This is a genomic window from Streptomyces prunicolor NBRC 13075 (genome assembly GCF_000367365.1).
GTDB lineage: Bacteria > Actinomycetota > Actinomycetes > Streptomycetales > Streptomycetaceae > Streptomyces > Streptomyces prunicolor.
On record NZ_BARF01000094.1, the window covers coordinates 55,813 to 81,113 of the forward strand.

Annotated in this window: 17 protein-coding genes; 8 read left to right on the forward strand and 9 right to left on the reverse strand. The window is 70.3% G+C overall.

Going from position 1 to position 25,301, the window contains the following annotated elements; all coding sequences use genetic code 11:
- The 4 genes from SPR02S_RS39895 to SPR02S_RS39910 form a co-directional block, all read right to left on the reverse strand.
- Positions 1 to 1,032 carry a LacI family DNA-binding transcriptional regulator gene (locus tag SPR02S_RS39895; RefSeq protein ID WP_245607695.1) on the reverse strand — a complete coding sequence of 344 codons (1,032 nt, stop codon included), beginning with the start codon at positions 1,030 to 1,032 and terminating at the stop codon, positions 1 to 3.
- A 92-nt stretch (positions 1,033 to 1,124) separates the two neighbouring features.
- Positions 1,125 to 2,420, reverse strand: coding sequence for an ABC transporter substrate-binding protein (locus tag SPR02S_RS39900; protein ID WP_019062630.1), 1,296 nt, complete (start codon positions 2,418 to 2,420; stop codon positions 1,125 to 1,127).
- A 65-nt stretch (positions 2,421 to 2,485) separates the two neighbouring features.
- A complete protein-coding gene (locus tag SPR02S_RS39905; RefSeq protein WP_019062631.1) occupies positions 2,486 to 3,400 on the reverse strand; it encodes a carbohydrate ABC transporter permease in 915 nt (304 codons plus the stop codon).
- Positions 3,384 to 4,253, reverse strand: a complete 870-nt coding sequence (locus SPR02S_RS39910; RefSeq protein WP_019062632.1) for a carbohydrate ABC transporter permease — start codon at positions 4,251 to 4,253, stop codon at positions 3,384 to 3,386. The genes SPR02S_RS39905 and SPR02S_RS39910 overlap by 17 nt, the downstream gene beginning before the upstream one ends.
- A gap of 321 nt (positions 4,254 to 4,574) precedes the next feature.
- On the opposite strand from SPR02S_RS39910, the gene SPR02S_RS39915 reads away from it, so the two are divergent.
- Complete coding sequence (locus SPR02S_RS39915) at positions 4,575 to 6,041, forward strand: glycoside hydrolase family 125 protein (protein WP_026151280.1); 1,467 nt, start codon at positions 4,575 to 4,577, stop codon at positions 6,039 to 6,041.
- 256 nt (positions 6,042 to 6,297) lie between these two features.
- Positions 6,298 to 6,465 (forward strand): hypothetical protein, encoded by a 168-nt coding sequence (locus tag SPR02S_RS63570; RefSeq protein WP_158697960.1) that lies wholly within the window; start codon positions 6,298 to 6,300, stop codon positions 6,463 to 6,465.
- 72 nt (positions 6,466 to 6,537) lie between these two features.
- Here SPR02S_RS63570 and SPR02S_RS39920 read toward each other — a convergent pair whose 3' ends face one another.
- Positions 6,538 to 8,202, reverse strand: a complete 1,665-nt coding sequence (locus SPR02S_RS39920) for a glycosyl hydrolase family 28 protein (protein ID WP_019062634.1) — start codon at positions 8,200 to 8,202, stop codon at positions 6,538 to 6,540.
- Between the two features lie 289 nt (positions 8,203 to 8,491).
- Between SPR02S_RS39920 and SPR02S_RS39925 the strand changes: the two genes are divergently transcribed.
- The 6 genes from SPR02S_RS39925 (at position 8,492) to SPR02S_RS39950 (ending at position 18,895) form a co-directional block, all read left to right on the forward strand.
- Positions 8,492 to 10,027 (forward strand): acyl-CoA carboxylase subunit beta, encoded by a 1,536-nt coding sequence (locus SPR02S_RS39925; protein ID WP_019062635.1) that lies wholly within the window; start codon positions 8,492 to 8,494, stop codon positions 10,025 to 10,027.
- A 94-nt stretch (positions 10,028 to 10,121) separates the two neighbouring features.
- A complete protein-coding gene (locus tag SPR02S_RS39930) occupies positions 10,122 to 11,864 on the forward strand; it encodes a fatty acyl-AMP ligase (RefSeq protein ID WP_019062636.1) in 1,743 nt (580 codons plus the stop codon).
- Positions 11,861 to 15,802: a type I polyketide synthase gene (locus SPR02S_RS39935; protein WP_026151281.1), complete on the forward strand. Its 3,942-nt coding sequence runs from the start codon at positions 11,861 to 11,863 to the stop codon at positions 15,800 to 15,802. Before SPR02S_RS39930 ends, SPR02S_RS39935 begins: the two co-directional genes overlap by 4 nt.
- A gap of 9 nt (positions 15,803 to 15,811) precedes the next feature.
- Complete coding sequence (locus tag SPR02S_RS39940; RefSeq protein WP_019062637.1) at positions 15,812 to 16,759, forward strand: alpha/beta hydrolase; 948 nt, start codon at positions 15,812 to 15,814, stop codon at positions 16,757 to 16,759.
- 122 nt (positions 16,760 to 16,881) lie between these two features.
- Positions 16,882 to 18,159 (forward strand): PucR family transcriptional regulator, encoded by a 1,278-nt coding sequence (locus tag SPR02S_RS57370; protein ID WP_019062638.1) that lies wholly within the window; start codon positions 16,882 to 16,884, stop codon positions 18,157 to 18,159.
- A 94-nt stretch (positions 18,160 to 18,253) separates the two neighbouring features.
- Entirely contained in the window at positions 18,254 to 18,895 is a 642-nt protein-coding gene (locus SPR02S_RS39950; protein ID WP_026151282.1) for a cutinase family protein, read from the forward strand.
- Between the two features lie 108 nt (positions 18,896 to 19,003).
- Here SPR02S_RS39950 and SPR02S_RS39955 read toward each other — a convergent pair whose 3' ends face one another.
- The 4 genes from SPR02S_RS39955 to SPR02S_RS39970 form a co-directional block, all read right to left on the reverse strand.
- Positions 19,004 to 20,755 (reverse strand): hypothetical protein, encoded by a 1,752-nt coding sequence (locus SPR02S_RS39955; RefSeq protein WP_043258813.1) that lies wholly within the window; start codon positions 20,753 to 20,755, stop codon positions 19,004 to 19,006.
- A gap of 109 nt (positions 20,756 to 20,864) precedes the next feature.
- A complete protein-coding gene (locus SPR02S_RS39960) occupies positions 20,865 to 21,299 on the reverse strand; it encodes an OsmC family protein (RefSeq protein ID WP_019062641.1) in 435 nt (144 codons plus the stop codon).
- Positions 21,300 to 21,407: 108 nt separating this feature from the next.
- A complete protein-coding gene (locus tag SPR02S_RS39965) occupies positions 21,408 to 23,399 on the reverse strand; it encodes a serine protease (RefSeq protein ID WP_043258814.1) in 1,992 nt (663 codons plus the stop codon).
- 128 nt (positions 23,400 to 23,527) lie between these two features.
- Complete coding sequence (locus tag SPR02S_RS39970; RefSeq protein WP_019062643.1) at positions 23,528 to 25,216, reverse strand: peroxidase family protein; 1,689 nt, start codon at positions 25,214 to 25,216, stop codon at positions 23,528 to 23,530.
- Positions 25,217 to 25,301 lie beyond the last annotated feature (85 nt).

Below are 25,301 nucleotides of genomic sequence, written 5' to 3' on the forward strand. Positions count from 1 at the left end.
TTACGGGTGTCCGATCTCCCCGGTGCCGCGTGCGATCAGCTGCACCGGGAGGACGGTGCGGTGGGAGGGGCTGTCGTCGCCGTCGATGCGGTCCAGCAGGATGTGGGCGGCCCGGCGGCCGAGTTCCTCGGTGTCGGAGGTGACGACGGTGACCGGGGTGGGGAGCATGTCGGCGAGCTTGAAGTCGTCGAACCCCACTACGGCGATGGAGACTTGGAGGTCACGGCAGGCGCGCAGGACGCCCTCGGTGAGGAAGCCGGTGGTGGAGAAGACCGCGGTGGGCGGGTTCGCGGAGGTGAGCAGGGTGCGGGTGGCGGCCTCGGCTTCCTCGGTGGTGCCGCGGCGCAGGGTGACGACCAGCTTGTTGTCGGGCTCGATGCCGCTGCGGCGCAGCGCCTTGCGGTAGCCGCGCAGTCGTCGGCCGGTGCTGTAGTACGAGGGTGCGACGAGGATCGCGATGCGGCGGTGGCCCTGGTCGACGAGGTGCTGGGTGGCCTTGTGGCCGCCGTCCTCGTTGTCGACCAGCACGACATCGGCCTCGGCGCCGGTGGCCGGCCGGTCGACGAAGACGATGGGGACGTGGTCGTGGCCGTTGATCTCGTTGAGGAAGGCGTGGTCGCCCTGGTCGGGGACGATGATGAGCCCGGCGACCCGGCGGCCGATCAGCTCGCCCACGGCCCGGCGCTCGACCTCGGGGTCCTCGTCGGCGGTGCTCAACAGGACCGCGTAGCCTGCCTCGTTGGCGACCTCGACAGCGGCCTTGGCGAGGGAGGCGTAGAACGGGTTGGTGAGGTCGCCCAGCAGCAGCCCGATGGTCATGGAGTTCTGGCCGGGGCGCAGGGAGCGCGCGATCTCGTTGCGCTGGTAGCCGATCGCGGTGATCGCCGCGTTCACGCGCTCGGCCGTCTCCTCGCGGACCGTGCCGATGCCGTTGACGACGCGGGAGACGGTGACGACGGCGACTCCGGCCCGCTCCGCGACATCGCGCATCGTGGGCCTGGTGTTCTGACGGTGCGGGGGACGACTGCTCACGTGAGTTGAAGACCAACCTTCCATCGCGTACCGGGGCCGGGACCGCCCTCAGGATACGTATCGGGTCCCGGCCCGCCGCTCGGCCCGGGACGCTAACTGTTGTTCTTGATCACATCGTTGATCTTGTCGGTCATCGTCTGAAGGTCGGAGAGCGGCTTCTTGCCGTTGAGAATGTCCGGCCAGTAGGCGGTGATCAAGTCATTTGACTGGCTGGCCCACTGGGTGGTGAAGCGCACGCCGATGGTGGTCGGGGTGTTCAGTCCCGCCTTGACGGTGGCCGCGACGGTCGTCTGACCGGCCTTGTCGAGGGCGCCGAAGTAGGCGTTCTGGGCGGAGAGATAGGCCGGGGCGGCGACCGGGGAGTCGGGCAGCACCTTGGTCCACACCGTGGAGTCGAGGTACTTGAGGACCTTGAAGGTGGCGTCCGCGTTCTGGGTGTACGACGGGGTGCAGATGCCCACCGCGTCGTAGAGGGTGGCGGGCTTGGTCACCTGGGGCAGGGGCGCGAAGCCGTACTTGATCTTCGGCTTGTCGGTGAGGAAGCCGGCGGCAAACCACTGGCCGCTCCACAGCATCGGGATCTGTCCGGCGGCGAACAGGCCCTGCTGGTTGCTGATGTCGTAGCCGGGAGGCGCGATGGCCCCGCTCTTGATGCCCGCCACGACCTTGCTGACGCCTTCGGTGTACGTCGCGTCGATGGTCGTCCTGGTGGGCTGGTGCACGTTGTCCGCGAAGGGCTTGCCGCCCGCCGACAGGGCGTACGTGCTGAGGGAGAACGGGCCGTCCGTGGAGGTCAGCGCGTCGGCGACCAGGCCGTACTTGGCGCCCTTGGCGTGCAGTTTGGCGGCCGCGTCGAACATCTGGTCCCAGGTCCAGCCGGCGGCGGGCACGGTGATTCCGGCGGCCTTGAAGGCGTCGATGTCGTACCAGATGCCGTAGGTGTTCAGCAGGGAGGGAACGCCGCCTATCTTGCCGTCGGCCGTCTTCCAGTTCTTCATCGTGGACGAGACGAAGCTGCTCGCGCCGAAGTCGCTGGAGCCGGAGAGCCGGGAGGCCCAGTCGGTGAGGAGGCCCTGGCTGGTGTACTGCTGCTCGGTGTCGTTGCCGCACCAGAACAGGTCGGGGAGCTTCTTGGCCTGGGTGAGGGCCGCGAGCTTGTCGCTGTAGTTGCCGTTGGGGGTGTCGACGCGCTTGACCGTGATGTTCGGGTCGTGGAAGCCGGTCAGGGCCTGGTCGATGGCCTTGTTGGTGGCGGCGGACTCCCAGGTCATGAGGGTGACCGTGACCTTGCCGTCCGACTGCTTCCCGGACGAGCCGCCGCAGGCCGCCGTCGCGAGCAGTCCCCCCGCCGACAGCAACACTCCGGCGCAACGGATCCATCGTTTCATCGTGGCCTCCTGATACCTGGCTGGCATACGGCTCGTAGGTGGGTCGGGGTCCAAATCGGCGCCGGTCAGCGCTGGTTGACGGTGCCCAGGGCGCTCAGGCCCTGGATGAAGTAGCGCTGGGCGACGAAGAACACGATCAGTGGCGGGAGCATGTAGAGCAGGTTGGTGGCCATGTAGAGGTTCCAGTCCGGGGTCTGGCCGGCGAACTGGGTGACGAAGGAGGCCATGCCCACGCTCAGCGGCCACTTCTGGGACGAGTACAGGTAGATCAGCGGGTTGAGGTAGTCGTTCCAGGACATTTGGAAGGCCAGGATTGACATCGTTATCCAGGCGGGCTTCGTGATCGGCAGCATCACGCTGAAGAAGATCCGCACGTGTCCCGCGCCGTCGACCTTGGCCGCCTCGTCGATGGAGTGCGGGATCGACAGGAAGTACTGCCGGGCCAGGAAGATGAAGAGCGGATTGCCGCCGAGGAAGGCCGGGACGATCAGCGGCAGCCACGTGTCGTACCAGCCGATGTCCTTGAAGAGTTGGAACAGCGGGATGATGCCGACCACCGGGGGCAGCAGCATGCTGCCGACGAAGACGTAGAACCAGACCTTGCGGCCGGGGAAGCGCAGCCGGGCCAGGGCGTAGCCCGCCATCATCGAGGTCATCACCCCGCCGATCACCGAAAGCCCGGTGATGACAAGGGAGTTGAGTAGCAGGCGCGGGAAGTGGATGGCCTTCGGGCCGTCGATGAAGTTCTTGAAGTGGAACTCGTGGGGCAGCAGTTTCGGCGGGACCTCGAAGACCGCCGACGGACCTTTCAGCGCGACGGTCAGCATCCACAGGATGGGCAGGATCATCACCGAGCTGATCAGCAGCGCGGTCGCGTACCAGGATGCTTTGCGTACGGCTCTGCGGGGCGGCTTCGTCGGTGGGGCGGCCGGCGTCGGCGCGGTCGTCGGCGCCCTGGTGACGTCAGGAGACGTGGTCACTGTAGGTCCAAATCGACGAGAAGCGGGCGGTGGCGGCGATCACGACGACGATGACGAGGAAGAGCACCCACACCTGGGCGGAGGCGTAGCCGAACTGGGAGACCTGGCCGAGTTTGGGGAAGCCGTTGTCGTAGATCGACAGCATCAGGGTCCTGGTGCTGAACCCGGGACCACCCTGGTTGTCCGGCGAGAGGATCTTCGGCTGGTTGAACGCCTGAAGGGCGGTCACCATCTGGAGGACCACCTGAAGGATCATGATCGGGCTGATCAGCGGCAGGGTGATGCGGAAGAACACCGTGCGCGGTCCTGCGCCGTCGAGTCTGGCCGCCTCGTACAGCTCGGTGGGGACCGCCTGGAGCGCGGCGAGGAAAATGATCATCGTGGAGCCGACGCTCCACAGCATGACGATCACGATGGACGGCATCGCGGAGTCGTCCCCCGACAGCCACTCACTGGTGGGCAGATGGAACCACTTCAACACCTGGTTGGCCAGGCCGACTTGGGGGTTGAAGACGAACTTCCAGAGCGTGATCGTGGCGACCACGGGCAGCACGACCGGCAGGTAGCACAGGGTGCGCAGCAGGCCGACGCCTCGCATCCGCTGGTTGCAGAACACCGCCAGGGCCAGCCCGATCGCCAGCGACAGCGGCACGTACAGGACGACGAGCAGCAGCGTGGCGCGCACCGAGGGCCAGAAGGACGGGTCGGTGGTGAACATGCGGTGGAAGTTGTCCAGGCCGACGAACTTGGGGTCCGTCAGGCCGTTGTACGTCGTCAGCGCGAAGTACGCGGACCGGAACAGCGGGTAGACGACGAACGCCGTGAAGCCGATGAGCGCCGGTGCCAGGAACACGTACGCGGCCAGGGTGTCCGAGGACCTCTTGGGCGATCGTCGCCAGGGTAGTCCCAGGCGCCCCGGACTCCCCCGGCCGGGCGGCCTGTCCACGGGCGGTACGGCGGTTCGCGTCTCTTGGTGCGGAGCGGCTGTCACACGCGCTCACCTTCTTCCTCCGAGGAGTTGACGATCACTCGGATCGCGCGGGCCCGACCGTCTGGTGGTCGTCGGCCCGCTCAAGGTAACGTTTCCATTCCCTGGCGATCACACCGTGGCGCACGCCACATGAGGGAGTCAAGAGGCGCGATGGTAACGTTTCCCGGATCAACATCCGGAACAGTGTGGGCAGTTCCGGAGTCGCTGAGCACGCTGGGGCGGCGGCTGGCCGGCGAGCTGGGGGGTGGTCCGGCGGGGGAGATCGTCGAGCGGTGCCTGATCAATACGTGGGCTACGTCGATGAGTTGGGGGGCTTCGGCGGGCGGGGAGCCGGGGGGCCTGTCGGACGGCTTCTCGGGTGGTCCGTCAGGTGGGCTGACGAGGGGTCTGCCGGGCGGGGTGTCGAGCGGTCCGGCGCACGGGTTGGCGGCCGGGGTGTCGGACACGTCGTCGGAGGTGTTCGTGAAGACCGGCGACATTCCGGCGATGTGGCTGCGGGACAGTACGGCGCAGGTCCGCCCCTACCTCGCGGTGGCCACGGACCCGGAGATCGGCGACGTCCTGGTCGGGGTCTCGCGTCGGCAGATCCGCTGCGTACTCCAGGACCCGTATGCCAACGCCTTCAACGACGGTCCCACCGGCGCACACGGCGAACCCGGCGATCTGCCCACGCCGGGCGACTGGGTGTGGGAGCGCAAGTACGAACTCGACTCGCTCTGCGCCCCGTTGCAGCTCGCGTACGCGATCCGGCGGGCGACCGGCCGCGAGGGCCATCTCGACGAGGCGTTCCACCGCGCCGCCTGGCTGATCGTGCGGCTGTGGCGGGCGGAGCAGTCCCACGCGCACTCGCCCTACCGGTTCGTCCGGCCGTCCGGCCCGTTCGCCGGTGACAGCCTGCCTCTCAACGGCCTTGGTGCGGCGGTCGGTTGGACCGGGATGACCTGGTCGGGCTTCCGGCCGAGCGACGACGCGTGTGCCTACGGCTATCCGGTCCCGGCCAACGCGCTGGCGTCGGCGAGTCTGCACGGGCTGGCGGAGCTGGCGGCGGCGGTCTTCGACGACACCGAACTCGCCCATGAGTGCTGGCGGTTGGCCGACGAGATCGACGCCGGGATCCTGGCGCACGCGGTGACGGAGATCGACGGTGCGGCCGTCCTCGCCTACGAGGTCGACGGGCTCGGTTCGGCGCTGCTCTGCGACGACGCGAACCTTCCGAGTCTGCTGAGCCTCCCGCTGAGCGGCTGGTGCGCGCCCGAGGACCCGCTGTACCGGGCCACGCGGCGCTTCGCGCTCTCCGAGGCGAACCCCTCTTATTTCAGCGGGAGTTACGCGTCCGGTGTCGGCAGTACGCACACGCCGGACCGGCACATCTGGCCGCTGGCGATCGCCACCGCCGGCCTGACCGGCGACGCGGGTGAGGCGGCGCGAGCCCTGGAGACCCTGGCCGCCACCACCGCCGGTACCGGCCTGATGCACGAGAGCTTCCATGTCGACGCGCCGGGTCGGTTCACGCGGGAGTGGTTCGGCTGGGCGAACGCGATGTTCTGCGAGCTTGCGCTGGAGGTGTGCGGGGGCGGGGTGCGGCATTTCTTTCCGGTGCATCCGCGGGCGTTGCCTGGTGGGTCGGGGGTCGGGGGCGGGGTGACGTGACGCTGCGGCAGTCACCGGGGCCCGTGATCGGGCGTCGACCGAGCCCGTCCAAAAGAGCACGCCCGTGCTGCGAACTCCCTTTGCCACGCAGCCTGTTCCGGACTCGACTTCGCCCCCCCCAAGCCTCGGCACCGCCGCGCCCAACCGAACCAACACCTGCGGCGCAACAAACACCCGTAACCCCACGGCTCCCGTTCCCGATACGCACCCCATGTCCGACCCATGGTCGTCCCGCCCCCGAGGAGCCCGCCCTGCCGTGTCTGCCCGACTCCGTCCACGTCATGACCGACGACACCGGGCCGCCGCCCGCACGGACCGTACGGACGCCGACCTCGCGGCGGCCGTACGGCTCGCGCTGGACGACGGGACACCCGGTGGCGTCGAGCCGTTCGACCGGCTGTCCACCGCCGCATCTCGTCGCTGACGGTCCGGCCCGGAGACCCTTGTCTACGAGCTGGGCCGAACCCCGGGGAGCGACGCCCCTGGCCGGCTGACCTCAGGGAGTGATGGTCAGACTGCCGTAGTCCGAGAGGTTGGTGAGGTTGGCCTGGCTCAGGGTGGTCGCGCCGGTCGTGCTACCCGGCATCACGATGTGGCTCAGTGCGACGCCCGAAATAGGCGCGCCAGGAAGGCCGTTGACGCGTGCGGCGGTCGTACCGGCGTTGCGGACACGGACGTTGGAGATCGTGACGCCCGTGACCGGGCCGATGCCCGCCGTGCTGCCGGTCATCATGGCGAGCCAGGTCCGGTTGCCGTCGTTGCTGAAGCTGAGCCGTTCGATGTCGATGTCGTCGAACTTGATGTTCGTCGCGCTCGCCGTGCCGTACTTGTGGTGGACGCCGATGCCGACGGCCGCGTCGTAGACGACGACGTGCTGGAAGGTGACCTTGTTCTGCGACTCGTAGACGCCCTGGCCGACCTTGACGCCGTAGCAATAGGTCCAGGAGACAAGGTCGTTGAAGGTGACGTTGTCCAGCGGGCGGGCGGTGCCGGGGACGCTCTTGTAGATGTCGGCGACGTCGGGCCAGGTCTTGGTGCTGAACGGGTCGTCGAGGCCGATGCCGATCGCGTGGTCGACGGTGACGTTCGTGGACTCCATGACGTCGATGCCGTCGTTCTCGCCCATGTCGAACCTGTTGAACAGCTTGATGTTGCGGAAGGCCAGGTCCGAGGAGCGCAGCGGGATGACCGCCCAACTGCTGGACTCCCGGAAGGTGATGCCGTCGACGGTGAAGCCGCTCGTGTAGATCGGGGCGAGGAGGTTCACGCCGAGGTTGGAGGGCGCGAGCGCGGCCTGGCCGTTGCCGTCGATGATGCCGCGGCCGTAGATCTTGATGTTCGTCGAGGAGTACCGGGTGGAGATGAACCAGGTGAGGTCTCGGCCCTGTGAGGTCTTGTGTCCGGTCACCACATAGTGGCTGGCCTCGCCCGTGTAGCGGAGCACCGCACCGGGCGCGAGGTAGAACGCGAGGTTGCTGCGCAGGTAGAGGTTGCCGAGGGTGTAGACGCCGGCCGGGACGTACACGATGCCCTGCGTGCCGTTGGCGGAGCCGTACGCGGCGGCGTCATTGAGGGCGTTCTGGAAGGGAGTTGTGGTGTAGGCGCCGGTGTTCGGCTGGGCCGAGTAGGGCGCGCTCTGCACGTTGAAGATGCCGGTACCGCTGGTCGCCGGGCGGTTGGTCTCGGCGGGGTCGGCGGCGATGACCAGGTTGGGGCGGCCGTCGAGCTTGACGATCAGGTACTCGTCGTTCTGGACGGTGAAGGTGAGCGTCGGGCCGCTGACGGTTCCGGTGATGCCGAGCTTCTGCGGGCTGATGCTGTACGAGCCGATGGCCGTGTTGTTGGTCTTGGTCACGGAGATGGTGGCGGTGCCCGTGCCCAGGGCGAGTTGGGCGATGTCGTAGCCGGTGTACTTGGTGACAGGCACGGACGTGCCGTTGACCGTCAACTTGTAGTCGGTGGACGCCGGGTAGATGGAGGGGACCGGGTACGCCGACACCGTGCCCGCCGCGGCCTGCGCGGACTGCGGGGCGCCGAGGAGTGCCGCGACGCCGAGCAGGAGCGCGGTCAACACGAGGGCCAGCGGGCGCAGTGCGCGGTTCGCGGTTCCGTCGGGCGCGGTCAACAGCCGTTCGTCGGCCGCGGTCAACGGCCGTCTCATCGACGATCTCATCCGGGGTCCTCCTGTAGTCACATCGGTGGGGGCACGTAAGACGGGATGGAAACGTTGCCAGTGACATGACCACACTAATGGTCTGGACCGCAGTCGGCTATGTGCCGGGGCGAACGACCGTCACTCCCTTGTCACCTCAGGACGAACCTCCGTCGCCCGGGACTCAACTCCCGCAAACAGAACGGCGATCCCTCGGTCCGCTCCCGAATCGCTGCCATATTCGAGAACCACTTCGGAGGTGGCTGTGACGCTAGAGGCGACGACATCCCTGACGGCAGTGACACCCACGGCGGACGCCACCGCCGGACGCATCGGCGATCTGGAACACCGTCGGGCGCAGGCTGTGGCCACAGCCGCGCCGAGAAGACGCGGTGCTCTCGGTGCGCGGGAGCGGATCGAACGGCTGCTGGACGCGGGGTCGTTCGCGGAGACCGGCGGGTTCGTGCGGGCCAGATCCCTCGGCGACGGTGCCCAACGCCCTTACGGCGACGGGGTCGTGACCGGGTACGGCACGGTCGACGGACGGCCGGTCTGTGTCTTCGCCCAGGACTCGACGGTCTTCGGCGGCAGCATGGGCGAGGCCTTCGGCGAGAAGACCGTGGCCCTCATGGAGCTCGCCCTGAAGACCGGCTGCCCGGTCGTCGGCCTCAACGACTCCGGCGGCGCCCGCATCCAGGAGGGCGTCAACTCCCTTGCTCTCTACGCCGAGTTGGTGCGGCGGAATGTAAAGGCGTCCGGGGTGATCCCGCAGATCTCCGTCATCCTGGGCCCGTGTGCGGGCGGCGCCGCGTACTCCCCCGCCATCACCGACTTCACCGTGATGGTGGACGGCGCCTCGCACATGTTCGTCACCGGCCCCGACGTCATCGAGGCGGTCACCGGTGAACGCACCACCGCCGAGGAGCTGGGCGGCGCCCGCACCAGCAACTCCGTGAACGGCAACGCCCACTTCCTCGCCGCCGACGAGGAGGACGCGCTCGACACCGTACGCGATCTGCTGTCGTACCTTCCGGCCAACAACCTTGAGCGGCCACCGGAGTTCACGCCCGGTTCGGTGGCCGACGGGGCTCCGCTCGACGCGGTCGTGCCCGACCGGCTCGGTCAGGCCTACGACATGCGGGACATCCTGCACTCGGTCGTCGACGACGGTGAACTCCTGTACATCCAGGAGCTGTTCGCGCCGAACATCATCTGTGCGCTGGCCCGGGTCGAGGGGGCGAGTGTCGGGGTCGTCGCCAATCAACCGCTGCACCTCGCCGGTGTCCTCGACATCGACGCCTCCGAGAAGGCCGCGCGGTTCGTACGGTTCTGCGACGCGTTCGGCATCCCGCTGCTGACCTTCGCCGACGTCCCCGGCTATCTCTCCGGTGTCCGTCAGGAGCGGGGCGGCATCATCCGGCGCGGCGCCAAACTCCTCTACGCGTACGCCGAGGCGACCGTCCCGAAGGTCACCGTGGTGGTGCGCAAAGCCTACGGCGGCGGATACGCGGTGATGGGCTCCAAGCACCTCGGCGCCGACCTCAACCTCGCCTGGCCCACCGCCCGTATCGCGGTCATGGGCGCGGAGGGTGCCGTGGGCGTGCTGCACCGGCGTGAACTCGCCGCCGCGGCCGACCCCGAGGCGTTGCGGGCCGACCTGGTCGCCTCGTACGAGGCCACGCACGGGACGCCGTACCTCGCCGCCGAGCGTGGGTACGTCGACGACGTGATCGCGCCGCGCGACACCCGCGCCCATGTCGGCCGCGCCCTGCGCGCACTGCGCGGCAAGCGCGCCCCGATGCCGGAGCGACGGCACGGCAACATCCCGCTCTGACCGCCCTGTTCACTCTCTCCAGCTCTCCAGCTCTCCAGCTCTCCAGCTCTCCAGTCGACACCGCGTCGTACCGCGATGTGAGGAGCCCCGCCCGATGGACAGCCGCCGACCCCCGTTCGCCCCCGCGTACCGGACTCTGCCCGAGTACGTACGGCACTGGGCCGAACTCACCCCGGACCGCCGGGCGTTCACGTTCGTCGACCATCCCGCCCCCAACTCCCGCGGCGTGCACCGCACGCTGACCTGGCAGCGGCTGGATCTGCGCGTGCGGGCGCTGGCCGCCCGGCTCACCGAGCACGCCGAACCCGGTGCGCGGGTAGCCGTGTTGTGCCCACAGGGGACGGACTACATCACCGGTTTCCTGGCCGCGCTGACGGCCGGGATGGTCGCCGTTCCGCTGTATCCGCCCGGTCTGCCGGGGCAGGGCGACCGGCTGGTCGGGGTGTTGGGCGACGCGCGTCCGGCGGTCGTGCTGACCGCCGGACGGGCTCTGGAGGAGGTGACGGACTTCTGCGAGCGCGCGCGGGTCACCGTCCTCGCGGCGGACCGGGTCCCCGACTCCGCCGCCCTCAACTGGCAGGCACCGGCGCCGGATTCGGCCGCGACCGCCTACCTCCAGTACACCTCCGGCTCCACCCGCGCACCGGCCGGCGTGGAGATCACGCACGCGAACGTCGTCGCCAACGCCCGCCAGGCGCTTGCCGCTTACGGCGCCGACACGCACCAAGCGACCTGCGTGGGCTGGTTGCCGCTCTACCACGACATGGGGTTGGTGCTGAGCGTCGCGGCCCCCGTCGTACGGGGACTGCTGTCGGTGCTCATGGACCCGGCCGCGTTCCTGCACGAACCGGCGCGCTGGCTACGGCTGTTGGCCGCGCATCCGCGGGCGCTGAGTGCCGCGCCCAACTTCGCCTACGACTACTGTGCCTCCGCCGTCACCGGGGCGCAGAAGGAGGGGCTGCGGCTGGACGGGGTCGCCGCGCTGATCAACGGCAGCGAACCCGTCCGGCCCGGCACCGCCGACCGTTTCCGGGCCGCGTTCGCCGCGCAGGGGCTCGCGGCGGAGGTGCACTGCCCGTCGTACGGGCTCGCCGAGGCCACGGTCTTCGTCAGCGCCGCCCGGCCCGGCCGACCGCTCGGCCGGTTCGCCCTCGACCGGGACGCCCTCGCCGCCGGGAAGGCCCTGCCCGCGCGGCCCGAGGACCCGCGAGCGGTGCTACTTGTGGGCTGCGGAACACCAGTTGGGCAGCGTGTACGCATCGTCGATCCGGTCGCCCATGCCGTGCTGGCCGAGGGGGAGGTCGGGGAGATCTGGGTGCAGGGTCCCAACGTGGGGCGCGGTTACTGGAACAACTCGGCGCAGACCGACCGTGTCTTCGGCGCCACACTCGGCGAGGAGGCGCCGGGCAGTTGGCTGCGCACCGGCGACCTCGGGACCGTGCTGGAGGGGCAGTTGATCGTCACCGGCCGGCTCAAGGACCTCATCGTCGTCGACGGCCGCAACCACTACCCGCAGGACGTGGAGGCCACCGCCCAGGACGCCCATCACGCCGTACGACGCGACCGGCTCGCCGCGTTCGGGGTGCCGGGCGGCGCGGGTGAACGGGTCGTGGTCGTCGCCGAGCACGCGCGCACGACCAGCCTCGCCGACATCGACGTACCGGACCTGACGCGTGCCGTGCGCGCGGCCGTCGCCGCCCGGCACGGGCTACGACTCGCCGAGGTCGTCCTCGTCGCACCGGGCACCGTGCCCCGCACCACCAGCGGCAAGGTGTCGCGTGCCCTGACCCGCACCCGGTACCTGGAAGGTGCCTACGCGGCGGAGACCGCGGTATGACGGCCGCCGACACGAGAACGCTGCTGCGCCGCCGGATCGCGGAACGGATCGCCGAGTGGAACAACACCCCTGTCGACGACGTCCCGTTGGACCGACCGCTGGCCGAGCTCGGCATGTCCTCGCGGGAAGCGGTGGTGCTGGCGGGCGAGTTGTCCTCGCTGACGGGACACGAGTTGCCGGCGACCCTGCTGTGGGAGGCGCCGACCGTGGACGCGCTCGTGGAGCGGGTGTGCGGTACGGCCACGCGAATTGCCGTACCGGAGGCCCCTGTTGCCGTGGCGCCGGGCGAGCCCGTGGCGGTCATCGGGGTCGGCTGCCGGCTGCCGGGCGGGGTGCGCGGACCGGCCGACTACTGGCAACTGCTGCTCGACGGCGTCGACGCGATCGGCCGCGTCCCCGAGGACAGATGGGGCGCCTTCACGGCGTTCCCGCCCGCCGAAACTCCTTTGTACGGCGGCCACTTGGACGACATCGCCGGATTCGACGCCGACTTCTTCCGCATCACCCCGCGCGAGGCGGCGGTGATGGACCCCCAGCAGCGCATCCTCCTGGAGGTCGTCCGCGAGACCCTCGACCACGCCGCCGTCCCCGCAACGTCCTTGGCGGGCACGGCGACCGGCATCTACGTCGGTGTCTCGGCCCCGGAGTACGGACAGCTCACCGGCGCCGACGCGCACGCCGTCGACCCGTGGGCCCCGGCGGGCGCGGCGCTCAGTGTGACGGCGGGCCGACTGGCGTACGTATTGGACACCCGTGGGCCCAACATGGCGGTGGACACGGCCTGTTCGTCCTCCCTGGTCGCCGTGCACCAGGCCTGCGTCAGCCTCCGCACCGGCGAGACCGACACCGCGATCGCCGCCGGAGTCAACATCCTCCTGTCCCCCGTCGTCGGCGTCGCCTTCGAACGGGCCGGCGCTCTCGCCCCGGACGGCCGCTGCAAACCCTTCTCCACGGCCGCCGACGGCATCGGACGCGGCGAGGGCTGCGCGGCGGTGCTGTTGAAACGGCTGTCCGACGCGGAACGGGACGGCGACCGTGTGCTCGCCGTCATCCGCGCCACCGCCGTCAACTCCGACGGGCGCTCGAACGGCCTACTGGCCCCCAACCCCGCGGCCCAGCAAGCCCTGTTGGCGACCGCGTACGCACGAGCCGGACTCACCCCGGCCCACATCGACTACGTCGAGGCGCACGGCACCGGCACGCCGCTCGGCGACCCGATCGAGGCGGGCGCGCTCGGCGCGGTACTGGGCGCGGGACGTGACCCCGAACAGCCGTTGCTGCTCGGCTCGGTGAAGGGGAACCTCGGTCATCTGGAGTCCGCGGCCGGCATCAGCGGCCTGGTGAAGACGGTCCTCGCCCTCCACCACGACCTCGTCCCACCGTCGCTGCACGGCAACACCCTCGACGACGCACGCCTGCGCGTCGTCACCGAGCCCGAACCCTGGCCCCGCTACGGCGGTACGGCCACCGCCGGCATCTCGGGCTTCGGGTTCGGCGGCACCAACGCCCATGCGGTACTGGAGGAATGGCGGCCCGCGCTCCCCCTGCCGGAAGAGCCCGCCGCCCGGCTCCACCTCCTCTCCGACGTCGACACCGAGCGGGTCCGCGACACCGCATCCCGTCTGGCCGCGTGGCTCCGCACGCCCGAGGGGAACGCCGCCCGCCCCGCCGATGTGGCGCGCACCCTCGCAGGACGGGCGGGGCGCGGACCCGTACGTGCCGCGGTCGTCGCGGGCGGCGGGGGCGAACTGGCCGAAGCTCTGGGCGCGTTGGCACGAGGAGACGGTCCGGACGCGCGGGTGGTGACCGGTGACCGTGATCGCGTGGGACCGGGTCCGGTATGGGTGTTCTCCGGGTACGGCAGCCAGTGGACCGGCATGGGGCGCCAACTCCTCCTGGAGGAACCGGCCTTCGCTGCCGCCGTGGAGAAACTCGACGCGCAGCTCTCCGACGTGTTCGACTTCTCCCTCCACGAGCACCTGACCTCCGCCGGGGAGCTCGACCGACTGAACGTCTCCCAACCCGTCCTGTTCGGCGTCCAGTTGGCACTCGCCGAGCTGTGGCGGTCGTACGGCGTCGAACCGGTCGCCGTGATCGGCCACTCCCTGGGCGAGGTGGCCGCCGCCGTCTGCGCGGGCGCGCTGGACGTGGCGGACGCCGCTCGGGTCGTCGCCGTACGGGCGCGGCTGCTGGGGCGGTTGCATGGGGGCGCGATGGCCGTCGTAGACCTGGATGACGGTGAACTGGCCGCCCTGGAACGGGATTTCCCAGGTGTGTCCGTCGCCGTCCACTCCTCGCCGCGGCAGAAGGTCGTCACCGGTGACGAGATGGCCGTTGCCCGGCTGGTGCGCCGGTTGGAGGAGCGAGGGCGTGCCGCTCGGGCCATGCGGGTCGTCGGTGCCGGGCACTCGCCCCAGGTGGACGCGTTGTTGCCGGAACTGGTCGAGGCTCTTGCCGACGTCAGGGGGCGGTCGCCACGCATCCCTGTGCACTCCACCGTCCTCGACGACCCGCGCGGGGCCTGCGAGTTCGACGCCGACCACTGGGCCGCCAACCTGCGTCGGCCGGTGCGTCTGGACCGGGCCCTCGGCGCCGCTGCGGCCGACGGGCACACCGCCTTCGTGGAGATCTCTCCGCATCCGGTCCTGGCCCGGCCCATCGCCGACAACGTGCCCGGCGCCCTCAGCGTCGGCACACTGCGGCGCGACGCGGGCGGATCTGCCGCGTTCTTGGGGGAGTTGGGGGCTTTGTACGCGGCGGGACTGGACCTGCCTCTCCCGTCCGGCCGGGTCATCGACCTCCCCACACCGCGCTGGCGGCACGTCCGGTACTGGTGGACCGACGGCCGGACTCCCGTCACTGCGCCCGCCGCACACCGCTGGGCCGAGCCCGCCCCGGCCACCGAAGACTCGGTGGCCGCCCGCATCAGCCGCCACATCTCCGCCGTCACCGGCCACCCGGCGGCCCGTATCACCCCGACCACGGCCCTGACCGACCTCGGCCTGGACTCCCTCATGGCCGTCCGTATCCGCACCGCCCTGGAACGCGACTTCGGTGTCGAACTGCATCTGCGCGATCTGTTCGACGCCGACACGGTCGCCGAAGTGGCGGACCGGGTAAGCCAGTTGGGCGACGCGCCGTCCGCTCTCCCTCCGCTCTTCCTGTTCCACGCCGCAGGCGGTACCACCGACGTCTACCGCGCACTCGTCGAACGCCTCGGTGAGGACCGGCCGGTGCACGGGCTGGACCGGATCGAGGACGCCCACACCGTCTCCGAGAAGGCCCGCCGCTACGCCGAGACGATCACCGCCGCCGATCCCAACGGGCCCTGTGTGCTTGTCGGTTGGTCCTTCGGCGGTTTCGTGGCGCAGGAGACGGCGCGCCAACTCACCGCCGCCGGGCGGGAGATCGAACTCGTCGCGCTGATCGATTCCGTACGCCCCCTCCCCCAGCCCGACCGCACGCCCGCCGACCGCGTCCGCGCGCATCTCACGGGCTTCGCCCAGCACATCGCCGACACCTACGGGGTCCAACTCCCCCTGCCCTACGACGATCTCGTGGCGTTGGACGACGACCGCGAGCGCATCGACCTCGTGCTGCGCGCCCTGCGCGGGGCCGTGGAGGTGCCGCCGGCCGCGCTGGAGCATCAGCGTGCCTCGTACCTGGATCTGCGGATCGGCGAGGCGCATCAACCGGGCCGGTACGAGGGGCGGGTGGTGCTGTACCGGGCCACCGAACCGGCTCCGCACACCGTGCGTGACCCGGCGTACGAACGGGACGACGAGGCGCTCGGCTGGGACGAGCTGTGCCCGCGTCTGACGGTCGTACCGGTGGCGGGGCATCACCTGTCGCTGCTCGACCCGCCGTGCGTCGACGAGATCGCCGCCCATCTGCGGCGGGTGCTCGCCTTGCCGGAGGGACCCGCCGAACCAGCCTGAGGAGCCGCCATGCCGCACCACCACCCCCACGGGATATCCCGCCGCGCCGTCACAAGGGCCGCCGCGGCCACGGGACTTGCCGTGCTGTTCGGCGCCACGGCCTCCGTAGGCCGGGCCCGGGCCGCGACGCAGATCTCGGCGCGTACGTTCGACGTGTCCGTGTCCTCGCCCGCGCTGGGCCGCAGCGCGCCGGTGCGGCTGATCCTGCCCTCGGACTTCGCCGCGCAGCCCGGGCGGACGTATCCCGTGCTGTATCTGCTGCACGGGGCGCACGACGACTACACGTCCTGGACGCGGGAGACGGACATCGAGGCGTTCACCGAGGGCCGCGAGCTGATCGTGGCGATGCCGGACGCGGGGCCGACCGGCATCCCGAGCGCGTGGCGGGACGGTCCCGACTACGAGACCTTCCAACTCCAGGAGGTTCCGGCGCTGTTGGCCCGTGACTATCGGGCGTCCGGTGTGCGGGCCGTCGCCGGGGTGTCCACCGGGGGCTACGGAGCGATGGCGCACGCGGCCCGTCACCCGGGCGCGTTCACCGCCGCCGCGTCGTACAGCGGCATCCTCGACACCACAGCCCCCGGGGTGCCCTCGCTGATCGACGCCATCGTGGCCCGCGAGAACCTGGCACCCCGCACTCTCTGGGGCAACCCCCTTCTGGACCTGCTGACTTGGCAGGCCGCCAATCCGCGCGCCCGGGCCGACGGGCTGCGCGGGACACCCTTGTACGTGTCCAACGGCAGTGGTGTGGCCGGGGGTTCGGGCGACTGGCTGCCCGAGGCGCTGGAGAGTCTGCTGTGGCCCTCCGCGCACAGTTTCACCGGCTTTCTCGCCCTGCTCGGCATTCCGGTCACCGCGCACTTCTACTCGGGAGGTGGCCACAGCTGGGCCTACTGGAAAGGGGAGTTCACGGCCTCGTGGCCGATGCTCGCCGGTGCGCTGGGGCTGCCGGAGTGATGTCGGTGCAGCCGGGGCACGGAACGGAGCGCAGGGGACGGCCGTCCAACACGGGACGTCCCCCTCGTCCCACGGGCAACAGTCCGTGGGCGAGCCGCCTCCGGGGGAAAGGAGTGTCCGTCGTGGCTGTCCCCACCCCGCGCGGAGTACCCACCGAGCCCGAGACCGCTCTGGTTCCGCCCGACCTGGCCGAGCTGCTGCGTGCCCAACTCGCCGCCGTCTCCGACGAGGTGGAGGACGTGGTGCGCAGACATGTCCCCGAGTACGCGCGGCCGGCCGACGGCACCTATCGCGAGAACCTCAGATCCGGGGTGGTGCAGGCGCTCACGCTGTTCGTCGACCACATCGCGGACCCGCACGGCCAGAACGCCGCGATGGCGGCGGCGTACTACGAGGAACTCGGGCGCGGCGAGGCATTGGAAGGCCGCAGCCTGGAGGCGCTTCAGTCGGCCATCCGCGTGGGCGGGCTGCACGCCTGGCGGCTGATGGGCCGTACGGCGGAGGAACTCGGCCTGGATTCCGCGGTGGTGGCCGCGCTGGGCGAGCTGGCGTTCCGGACCGTGCACGAGGTCGCGGAGGCTGCCGCCGCCGGATACGCGGAGGCGCAGTCCCGCAGCACGGACGAGGTCGAGCGGCGGCGCCGACGGCTGCTCGAACTCCTGCTGGGCGAGGGGCCGGTGGCCCCGGAGGCGTTGCAGGACTTGGCGCACGGCGCGCGGTGGCGGGTGCCCGCGCGGGTCGCCGTCATCGCGCTGGCGGGCCCCGCGGACCCGGGCGCGGAGGACCGGCCGCCGGCGATGCCGGGCGCCCTGGCGAACATGGAGTCACGGCCGCCGCGCGTGCTGGTGCCGGATCCGGAGGGCTACGGCCGGTTCGGCGGGCGGTCGTTCGTCCTCGGCCTGGGCGGCCGTCCGGCGGCGATCGGTCCTACGGTGCCGGTCGTCGAGGCCGCGCGGTCCTTGCACTGGGCCACACGGGCGTTGGGGTTGATGGGCCGCGGGGTGCTGCCCCGGCAGGGTGTGGTGCTGTGCGCCGACCATCTGTCGACGCTGTTGCTGCACAGCGACGAACCGCTGCTCGCCCAGCTGGAGTTACGGGCGCTCGCGCCGCTCGATGCCGCGTCCGAGGGCCAACGCCCGCGGCTGGCCGAGACGTTGCTCGCCTGGCTGCTCAGCGGCAGCAACGTCCCCGATGTCGCCGCGCGGCTCCATATCCACCCGCAGACGGTCCGCTATCGCCTGCGCCAGTTGGAGAAACTCTTCGGCGCGTCCCTGCACGACCCGGGCACCCGTCTCGATCTGATCCTCGCGCTGCGTTCGGCGGATTTGCGGGAAGGCGACCGCGACTCACGGGGCAGTGACCGCGACTCACGAGCCGACAAAAACAGAGAGAGTTTCTGAATTCCCGTCCATAACACCGGACACGGGAACGCGAATACCTTCGGGACAGTCCTTTCCACAGGCGCTTCACGCGCCCCACCCTCAAAGGATTCCCATGCGTATTCGCTTATGTCTAGCCGCGCTCTCGCTGGTCGGCGGGGCCGGGCTCGCCACCCTCTCCGCAACCGCCGCATCGGCCGCCACCTGCTCGGATCTCGACGTGGTGGCGGCTCGCGGCACCTTCGAGCCGGGCACACTCGGCCTGATCGTCGGCGACCCGGTGTTCTCCGCACTCCAGAAGAAAATCACCGGAAAGACGCTCTCCAGCTATGCGGTGAACTATCCCGCCGACCTTTCCCTCACGTCCGCCGCGACGGGAAACCTCGATGTGGTGAACCACGTCAACGCACAAGCGGCAGCCTGCCCGAATCAGCGTTTCATTCTCGTCGGCTATTCGCAGGGCGCGAACGTCGTCGACAACTCCATCGGAATCAGCAGCGCCGGAGCGGTGGTCGGCAGCCCGATCGTGGCGACCATCCCCGCCGCGGTCGAGCCGAGAGTCGCCGCGGTGCTGCTGTTCGGCAACCCGATCCGGGCCCTCGGCAAGAGCGTCACCGGCACCTACCAGAGCCGCACCATCGACTTCTGCGCCAACGGTGACCCCATCTGCCAGAACGGCGGGACCGACGTGGGGGCACACCTCGGCTACACCGCCGACGCCGACGCGGCGGCCACGTTCGCCGCCGGCAAGGTCTGAGCCGTAGCAAGGCTGTAGGCCCGAGAGACACCGTAGGGCCCGGGAGTTGATCCTCCCGGGCCCTACCTGCGTGCGCGAACAGCCGTACAGGGACGCCTACTGGGGTGACTACTTGGGTGACGCGGCGAACGCCGCGAGGCTGCTGGAGACCACCTCGGGGCGGCCGTCGTTCTGGACGGGCGCGGCGGTCAGTACGTCGAGGTGCTGGTATCCGGGGGCGATCACGGGGTTCAGGCCGGCCGGGACGCGGCCCGCGAGCAGCCCGTCGCCCGCGAGCACGGTGAGCGTCGGGTTGGCCGTCAGCCCGCCCGGGTGCACGAGGAGTTGCTTCACCTGCGGTGAGGTGGCCAGTTCGAGGTCGGTGACCAGCTTGGTCGGGAAGTACTGCTCGGTGAAGTCCAGCGGCTGCTCCCCCATGCTCCGGGCGAGCTCGTGGATGTCGGTGACCTCCTTGGAGGCGTTGGTGAACGGGGTGCCGTCGGCCGACCGGTACCCGGGGTCGTCGGCGGCGCCGACACGGTCGTAATTGCGCCAGGTGTAGAGCGGCCCGTGGGGCTGTGCGGGAATCGCCTTGTACTCGACGCCGAACAGCAGCGAGTTGTCCGAACTCCCGTTGGTGGCGGGGAAGTTCTTGTCGATGATCGGACCGCCGTCGAAGAAGCCCACGCTGCTCTGCAGGAACGCGAGCGGTACGGAGTTGTCGTCCATCAGCGCCCCGAGCACCGCGTCGTTGGTGAGCCGGAAGTCCTTCACCGAGGGCGATCCGGTGAGGAACGTGGCAGCGTCCTTGGAGAACAGGAAGCGGTTCGTGGTCTCGATGTTGACGTTGGAGGGCAGAGTGGACAGCAGGTCCGACTCACCGCCCGGGTTCTGTACGGCGCCCAGGCCGGCGATGGCGAGCAGGGTCATCGTCTCGGGGTTGAGCAGCACGGGCGCTGACAGCGAGCGCGGCAACACCCCGCTGTCGAGCCCGGCCCGTACGACGCCGTAACCGAGCCCGATATCAGGCAGGTTGGTGTCGTCCGGGATGCTGCCGCTGAGATCCGCCAGGTCGGTGGAGATCGTCGTGTCGAGGGCGAAGTACCCGGCGCACTGGTTCTGCCCGGCGTCCGCCGTGGTCGCGGGGTTGCCGTCGAAGTCGGCCGCCGCGAAGTACCCGGTGATGACGCCGCCGAGCGAGTGGCCGCCGCACAGCACCTTGTTCTTGCGCAGGGTCGGGTCGGGCAACTCGGCGGTGAGCAGGTCGTATTCGTCCCGTACGGTCTGCTGGATGCCGAGCTTGGCCATCCAGCCGAGCTGGTCGTTGCCGACGAACCCGGCGAAGGTCCGGCCGCCGACGGCCTTGCCCCGGTAGTAGTAGTCGACGGCCGTGTGCTGGTCGCCGGAGGCGATACCGGTGGGATCCTCAAGGCAGTTGGAGCGCCGGTCCAAGGCCCAGAACTCGATGTGCCGTCCCTGCGCGGCGGCTTGGGCGACCGTGTCGCGGGCGACGCTGTCGAACGCACCGGCGCCCTCCAGGATGCCGGGCTGGGCCACGAGGATCCGGTCGGCGTCGGCCGACGCGCTCGGTCCGTCGGCGGCGCGGTAGCGCAGATACGACAGCCAGTCGCACGCCGCCGGACGGGCGCCGAACGACTGCGGCAACGGCACTTTGACCCGCACCACCGACTCGACCACACCGTCGGCCGGATGCGTCGACGCGACCGGGGTCTCGGTGCGGGCGCTCTCTCCCTGGGCCTGTGGAGCGGCGGCGGTGAGCGCGCCCGCGGTCAACAGCGCCGCGAGCGCGGCACCGCGCCACGTACGTCCTGCGTTCGCGGCTCCGCGCCACGAACTTCCTTTGCTGCGACTGGTGTTCATGGCCGGACCGTAGGACGGTCGGGGCTACGGGATCAGGCGGTGCTCACAAGAACGCAGCTCACGACCGCACCCTTGTCACCTGCTCGCAGAGGCAGCGAACGAAGGGTGGTCAGACATCCTTGATCGTCGCGGTGACTGGCGTGCCGGTCTCCACCGTACGGCTGACCGTGCACAGCCGGTCGTGGGAGACGGTGACCGCCCGGGGCAGGATCGCGCGGGCCCGGTCCCCGGCCTCGCCCTCCGGGAAGCTCACGGCGAAGGTGACCGCCAGGTCGGTCATCCGGTTGCCGAGGTCGTCGCTGACCTTGTTGCCGGTCACGGTGACGGTGAACCCGTCCGGCTCCGCGTGCCGGGTGGTGGCGACGTCGACGTCGGCCGCGGTGCAGCCGCCGATCGCGGCGAGCAGCAGCTCGACCGGGGTGAACTCGGTACCGCCGCCGACGGCGGTACCGAAGTCGATGGTGCCGCCGCGGGCGTTGGTCGCGGTGAAGCGGCCGGGGGCGGTGCGGTCGACGGTGACGAGGCGCTGGGGGTTATCGCTCATGCCGGAGATCCTTCCAGAGACCTCGGCCGGATCCCTCGCCGCGCGCCGCCGACCTCCTTCGCCGGACTACTCTCGGACTTCTCCGGACTACTCTCGGACTTCTCCGGACTACTCTCGGACGGCGCGGCCGATCTCGGCTGCGACCAGGGCGTGGGACAGGTACTGCTTGATGTCGTGTGCCTTGTCCTTCCGATTGGCGCAGAGCAGGTCACTCACCCGTGGCCAGCTCCTTCCCAACGGACAGCCGATGGCGACGGCATCCGCGGCCGCCCACGCGTTGACCCACACGTCCACTTGGCCGGGCCGGACCGGGCCACCGGCGAGCAACCGCTCGTACACGGTGTCGAGCCCGAGCGGGCTGCCGGCGGTCACCAGCAGCGGTACCGAGACGTGCCCGGGCAGCCTGTTGCACAGATCGAGCGCGACGACGGTACCGAGACTGTGGCTGACCAGCACGAACTCGTCGTCTTTGGGCAGCCCGGCCAGCACCGCCTCCAGTACGGCGTCGCGTGCCGACCTGCTGCCGAGGTAGGCGGCGACGTCGTGGAACGCCATCGCGATCACGACGTCGTCGAGCCCGCTGCGGGCCGCGATCCAGGACAGCGGCCGTTGCAGCGCGGCGACCGCCCCGCCGAGCAGGCTCGACTCCTGCGCGTCCGCGGGCTCCTGCTCCGACGCGGGCATCCCGGCGCGGTCGGCGGCATCGGTGAGCAGCGCGGCGTACACGTCGACAGCGCCGGTGTCGGCAGGCATGTACGCCTCGGCCGTGGTCGTCGCCGTATCGACGGGGGCGCTCTCGCGGCCGGCCGTCGCGGAGGCCAACGCGTCGCCGTAGAAGGGGAACCAGACGTCGGCGGGGTCCAGGGGAGGAAGGCCCGCCGCCGCCAGCCCGATGTCCAGGCCGTCGCACCATCCGGCGCGCAGGGCGGCGGGGTCGTGACCCTGCTGACCGCGGCCGTGCAGGAACACGATGCGCCGGCCTGCGCCGGTCCGGCCGGTGAGGCCGTGCCGTTCCTGAGCGCGTTCGGCTGCGTCCTGCACAAGGGCCGACACCACCTGGGCGGCTGGGACTTCCGGAGCCGTGGTGGCCCCCGCGGCCGTCCCGACGCGGCGGTCGTCCGTCGGCGCCGGCCCGACCGGTACCGCCTGGGGGCCCAACTCGGCGAGCAGCGGCTTCTGTTCCGGTGGTGGCCCGGCCTCCGTGAGGTGCCGCAGGATGGCGCTGACCCGGACTCCCTCGTTGGCGATCCAGCCCGCCCCGTCCGGATCGGGCACGCTCGCGTGGTGCAGCGCGACGACCTCCCACTGGTCGTTGAACACGGGCGAGCCGGAGTTTCCTGGCCTGGTGTCCGTGCGGTAGTGCAGGAACTGCGGCAGCTGGTTGAGCAGTTCGTTGGCGCGGACCGCGACCTCCTTCGGCCGCGCGTCGGGGTGGCCGACGATGTTCACCGGCTCGCCGATGACGATCTTCCCCTGTTGCGCGATCAGCCTCAGTCGGCCGTACGTCGCGCCGGGCCGCTTCCCGTCGGAGCCCGTCCCGACCGCGACGAGCGTGTAGTCGAGCGCGCGGTCCGTCACGAACAACTCGCCCGGGGCCAGGTCGTAGGTGTCAACCGGTTTGGGCGCACCGTCGACGTCGGCTTCGTAGTCGAACTCCGCGAAGGACCCGGTCGCCGCCGCCACGTCGGGCAGCACGTGGTTGTTGGTGAGCAGCAGGCGCTCCCCCACAAGGAACCCGGTGCCGTGCCAGGCCAGTTTTCCGCCGCCGTCCACGACGGAGATGCGCGCGACCGCGCGTGCCGCACGGGCCCCGCGGGCAAGGAAGTTGACGTTCTGCAACTCGTTCGCGGCGCCGAGGATCCGTTCGAAGACGACGGCGGGACGCACCGGCCCTGCGCCGGACGGCACAGGCGCCAGTTCCCCGGGATCGACCTCAAGCTTGTCCACCAGCCGCTCAGCGCGGGCCCGCAGCTGTTCGTCGCTGTCGGCGGCGAAGGGCGTGCCGGTCTCCACCTGCCGTCGCCGGATGTCCTCGCGCTGGTCCAGCGTGTCCCGGTACCGCTCCGTCATGTTCCGTTGCTGCTGCTCTCGTAGGTTCATGCGCGCATGGTCCGGGGAGCGGGCCGTACGGCGCTTCCGGGAACTCCCTACCGAGCGGAACGTGCCCCCGCCGAGGCAGGTCGGCGGGGGCACGGGGTCGCGGCTCGAAGGATAAGGATGTCGTCGGGTCAGAGGACGCCGGCGAACCGGAGGAAGTCCGCGATCGTGCGCACCGGTCGGCCGTTCGGGAGCAGGACGCCCTGTGCCGGGCTCCAGCTCGTCCGGTTGGCGTACGAACCGGGGTCCTTGCGGATCTGGCCGATGATGGTCTCGGCGACGATACGGCTGCCGACCTCGCCCAGTCGGCGGCCCAACTCCCGTACCTCGGCCTCCTTCAGGATGTAGAACCAGAGCGGGGTCCTGTCGAGCAGGCCGGCCGATCCCAGGGCGTTCTTGACCCCGTCGCTGCTGTCCTGTTCGAGTTCCGCGCGGCTGAGGGGTGCGACGTCGAGCGCCTCGGCCACCGCCTGTCCGGTGGGGGCGGCCAGCCGGTAGCCGCGCAGGAGGTTGCGCTGGGCGAGGTGCTTGAGCAGTTTCTTGATCCGCTCGGCCAGGCCCGGGTCGTTGCCCTCGCCGCGCAGGTCGGCGAGCGGTGGCGCGAGCCTGGTGTCGATGAGCCGGGCGAAGCGGTTGGCGAACTGGCTGTTCTTGTCGACCATCCGGTCCCACTCCGCCGGCCAGTTCGACGGGAGCGTCGTCAGCCCGCCGGCGAAACCGCCTTTGCCGGTGAACTGGAAGAGCTGGTCCAGGGTGGACACGGGCGCCCTGTCGCCCGGGCGGCCGAAGTTGCGGTTCCAGTCGTAGGCGCCGCGCACCATGCTGTGGCCGAAGCGGAAGGCCGCCACCGAGAACTCGATCGGCATGTAGGTGCCGCGACGGTCCAGGTCGAGCAGGTTCCCCTCCGCGGTGTCCACGAGGTCGACGACGTCGGGGCGCGCCACGGTGCGCAGATAGTCGTGCACGCTCAACCACTGGTAGGTCCACCGGGTGAGGTCCCTGGCCCGTCGGAAGATCTCGACGTCCGACTCGAACTCGGGCTCGTTGTCGCGCACCCAGTCGACCGCCGCGTTGTGGAACCGCAGGAAAGCGACATGCAGTTGGGCCACCACGAGGTTCTCGTCGTTGCGTGTGTCGCCGACGAGCGGGGTGCGGTCGGTCTTGCGCGGCAGATCCCGTTGGTTGTCGTCGACCGGCGGGATCAGCGCGCCCACAGCGGCGGGAACCGGCGCGAGCAGGCCCAGCCGGAACTTGATCCCGTCGTAGGGAACGGCGTCCTGGCCCGCCACCGGCGCCGTGAACGGCCCGTCGCCGTAGACCGAGTCGAGGTTCAGCGTGGGGACCCGCAGGTTCTGCAGCTTCTCGACCACCTCGTCCGGCGGCACGGGCGGCAGGTTCTCATCGGTGATGTTGATCACCAGATCGCGGTCGGTCGCGGCCGTCAGGTCGTGGTCGATGAACTGGCCCCAGTAGGTGTAGATCGGCGGAATCGGCGAGTTGAGCGCCGGGTCGGCCACCTCGTCCGGGGTCTCCACGATCGCCGAGCCCAGTGCGAGCAGGGCTTTGACGACCTTGGCGACGTCGTCGTTCGGCAGGTGGTTGTCCGGGAACTTCTTCGCGAGGTCGGGGAACAAGTAGTCGAAGGAAGTGGTGCCCACGTGCGCCGCGTCGTCGGTGGACTCCTGAACCACCGTGCTGCGCGTGCTGAGGCTCTCCTGGGTCTGGGCGGTCTTCTCCGCCTCGTCCGCACTGTCGAGAATCGCGTGTCCGCCGTGCGTGAGGTTCGTGATCACTCGCCGGAACTGTCCCTGCTCAGCCATCCCGTGTCCCTTCCAGGTCTAGGAACACGCGAGCATTCCCGAACGCTCGCACCACGGCTTCGGGGAACTCCCTGCCTCCGCCTCG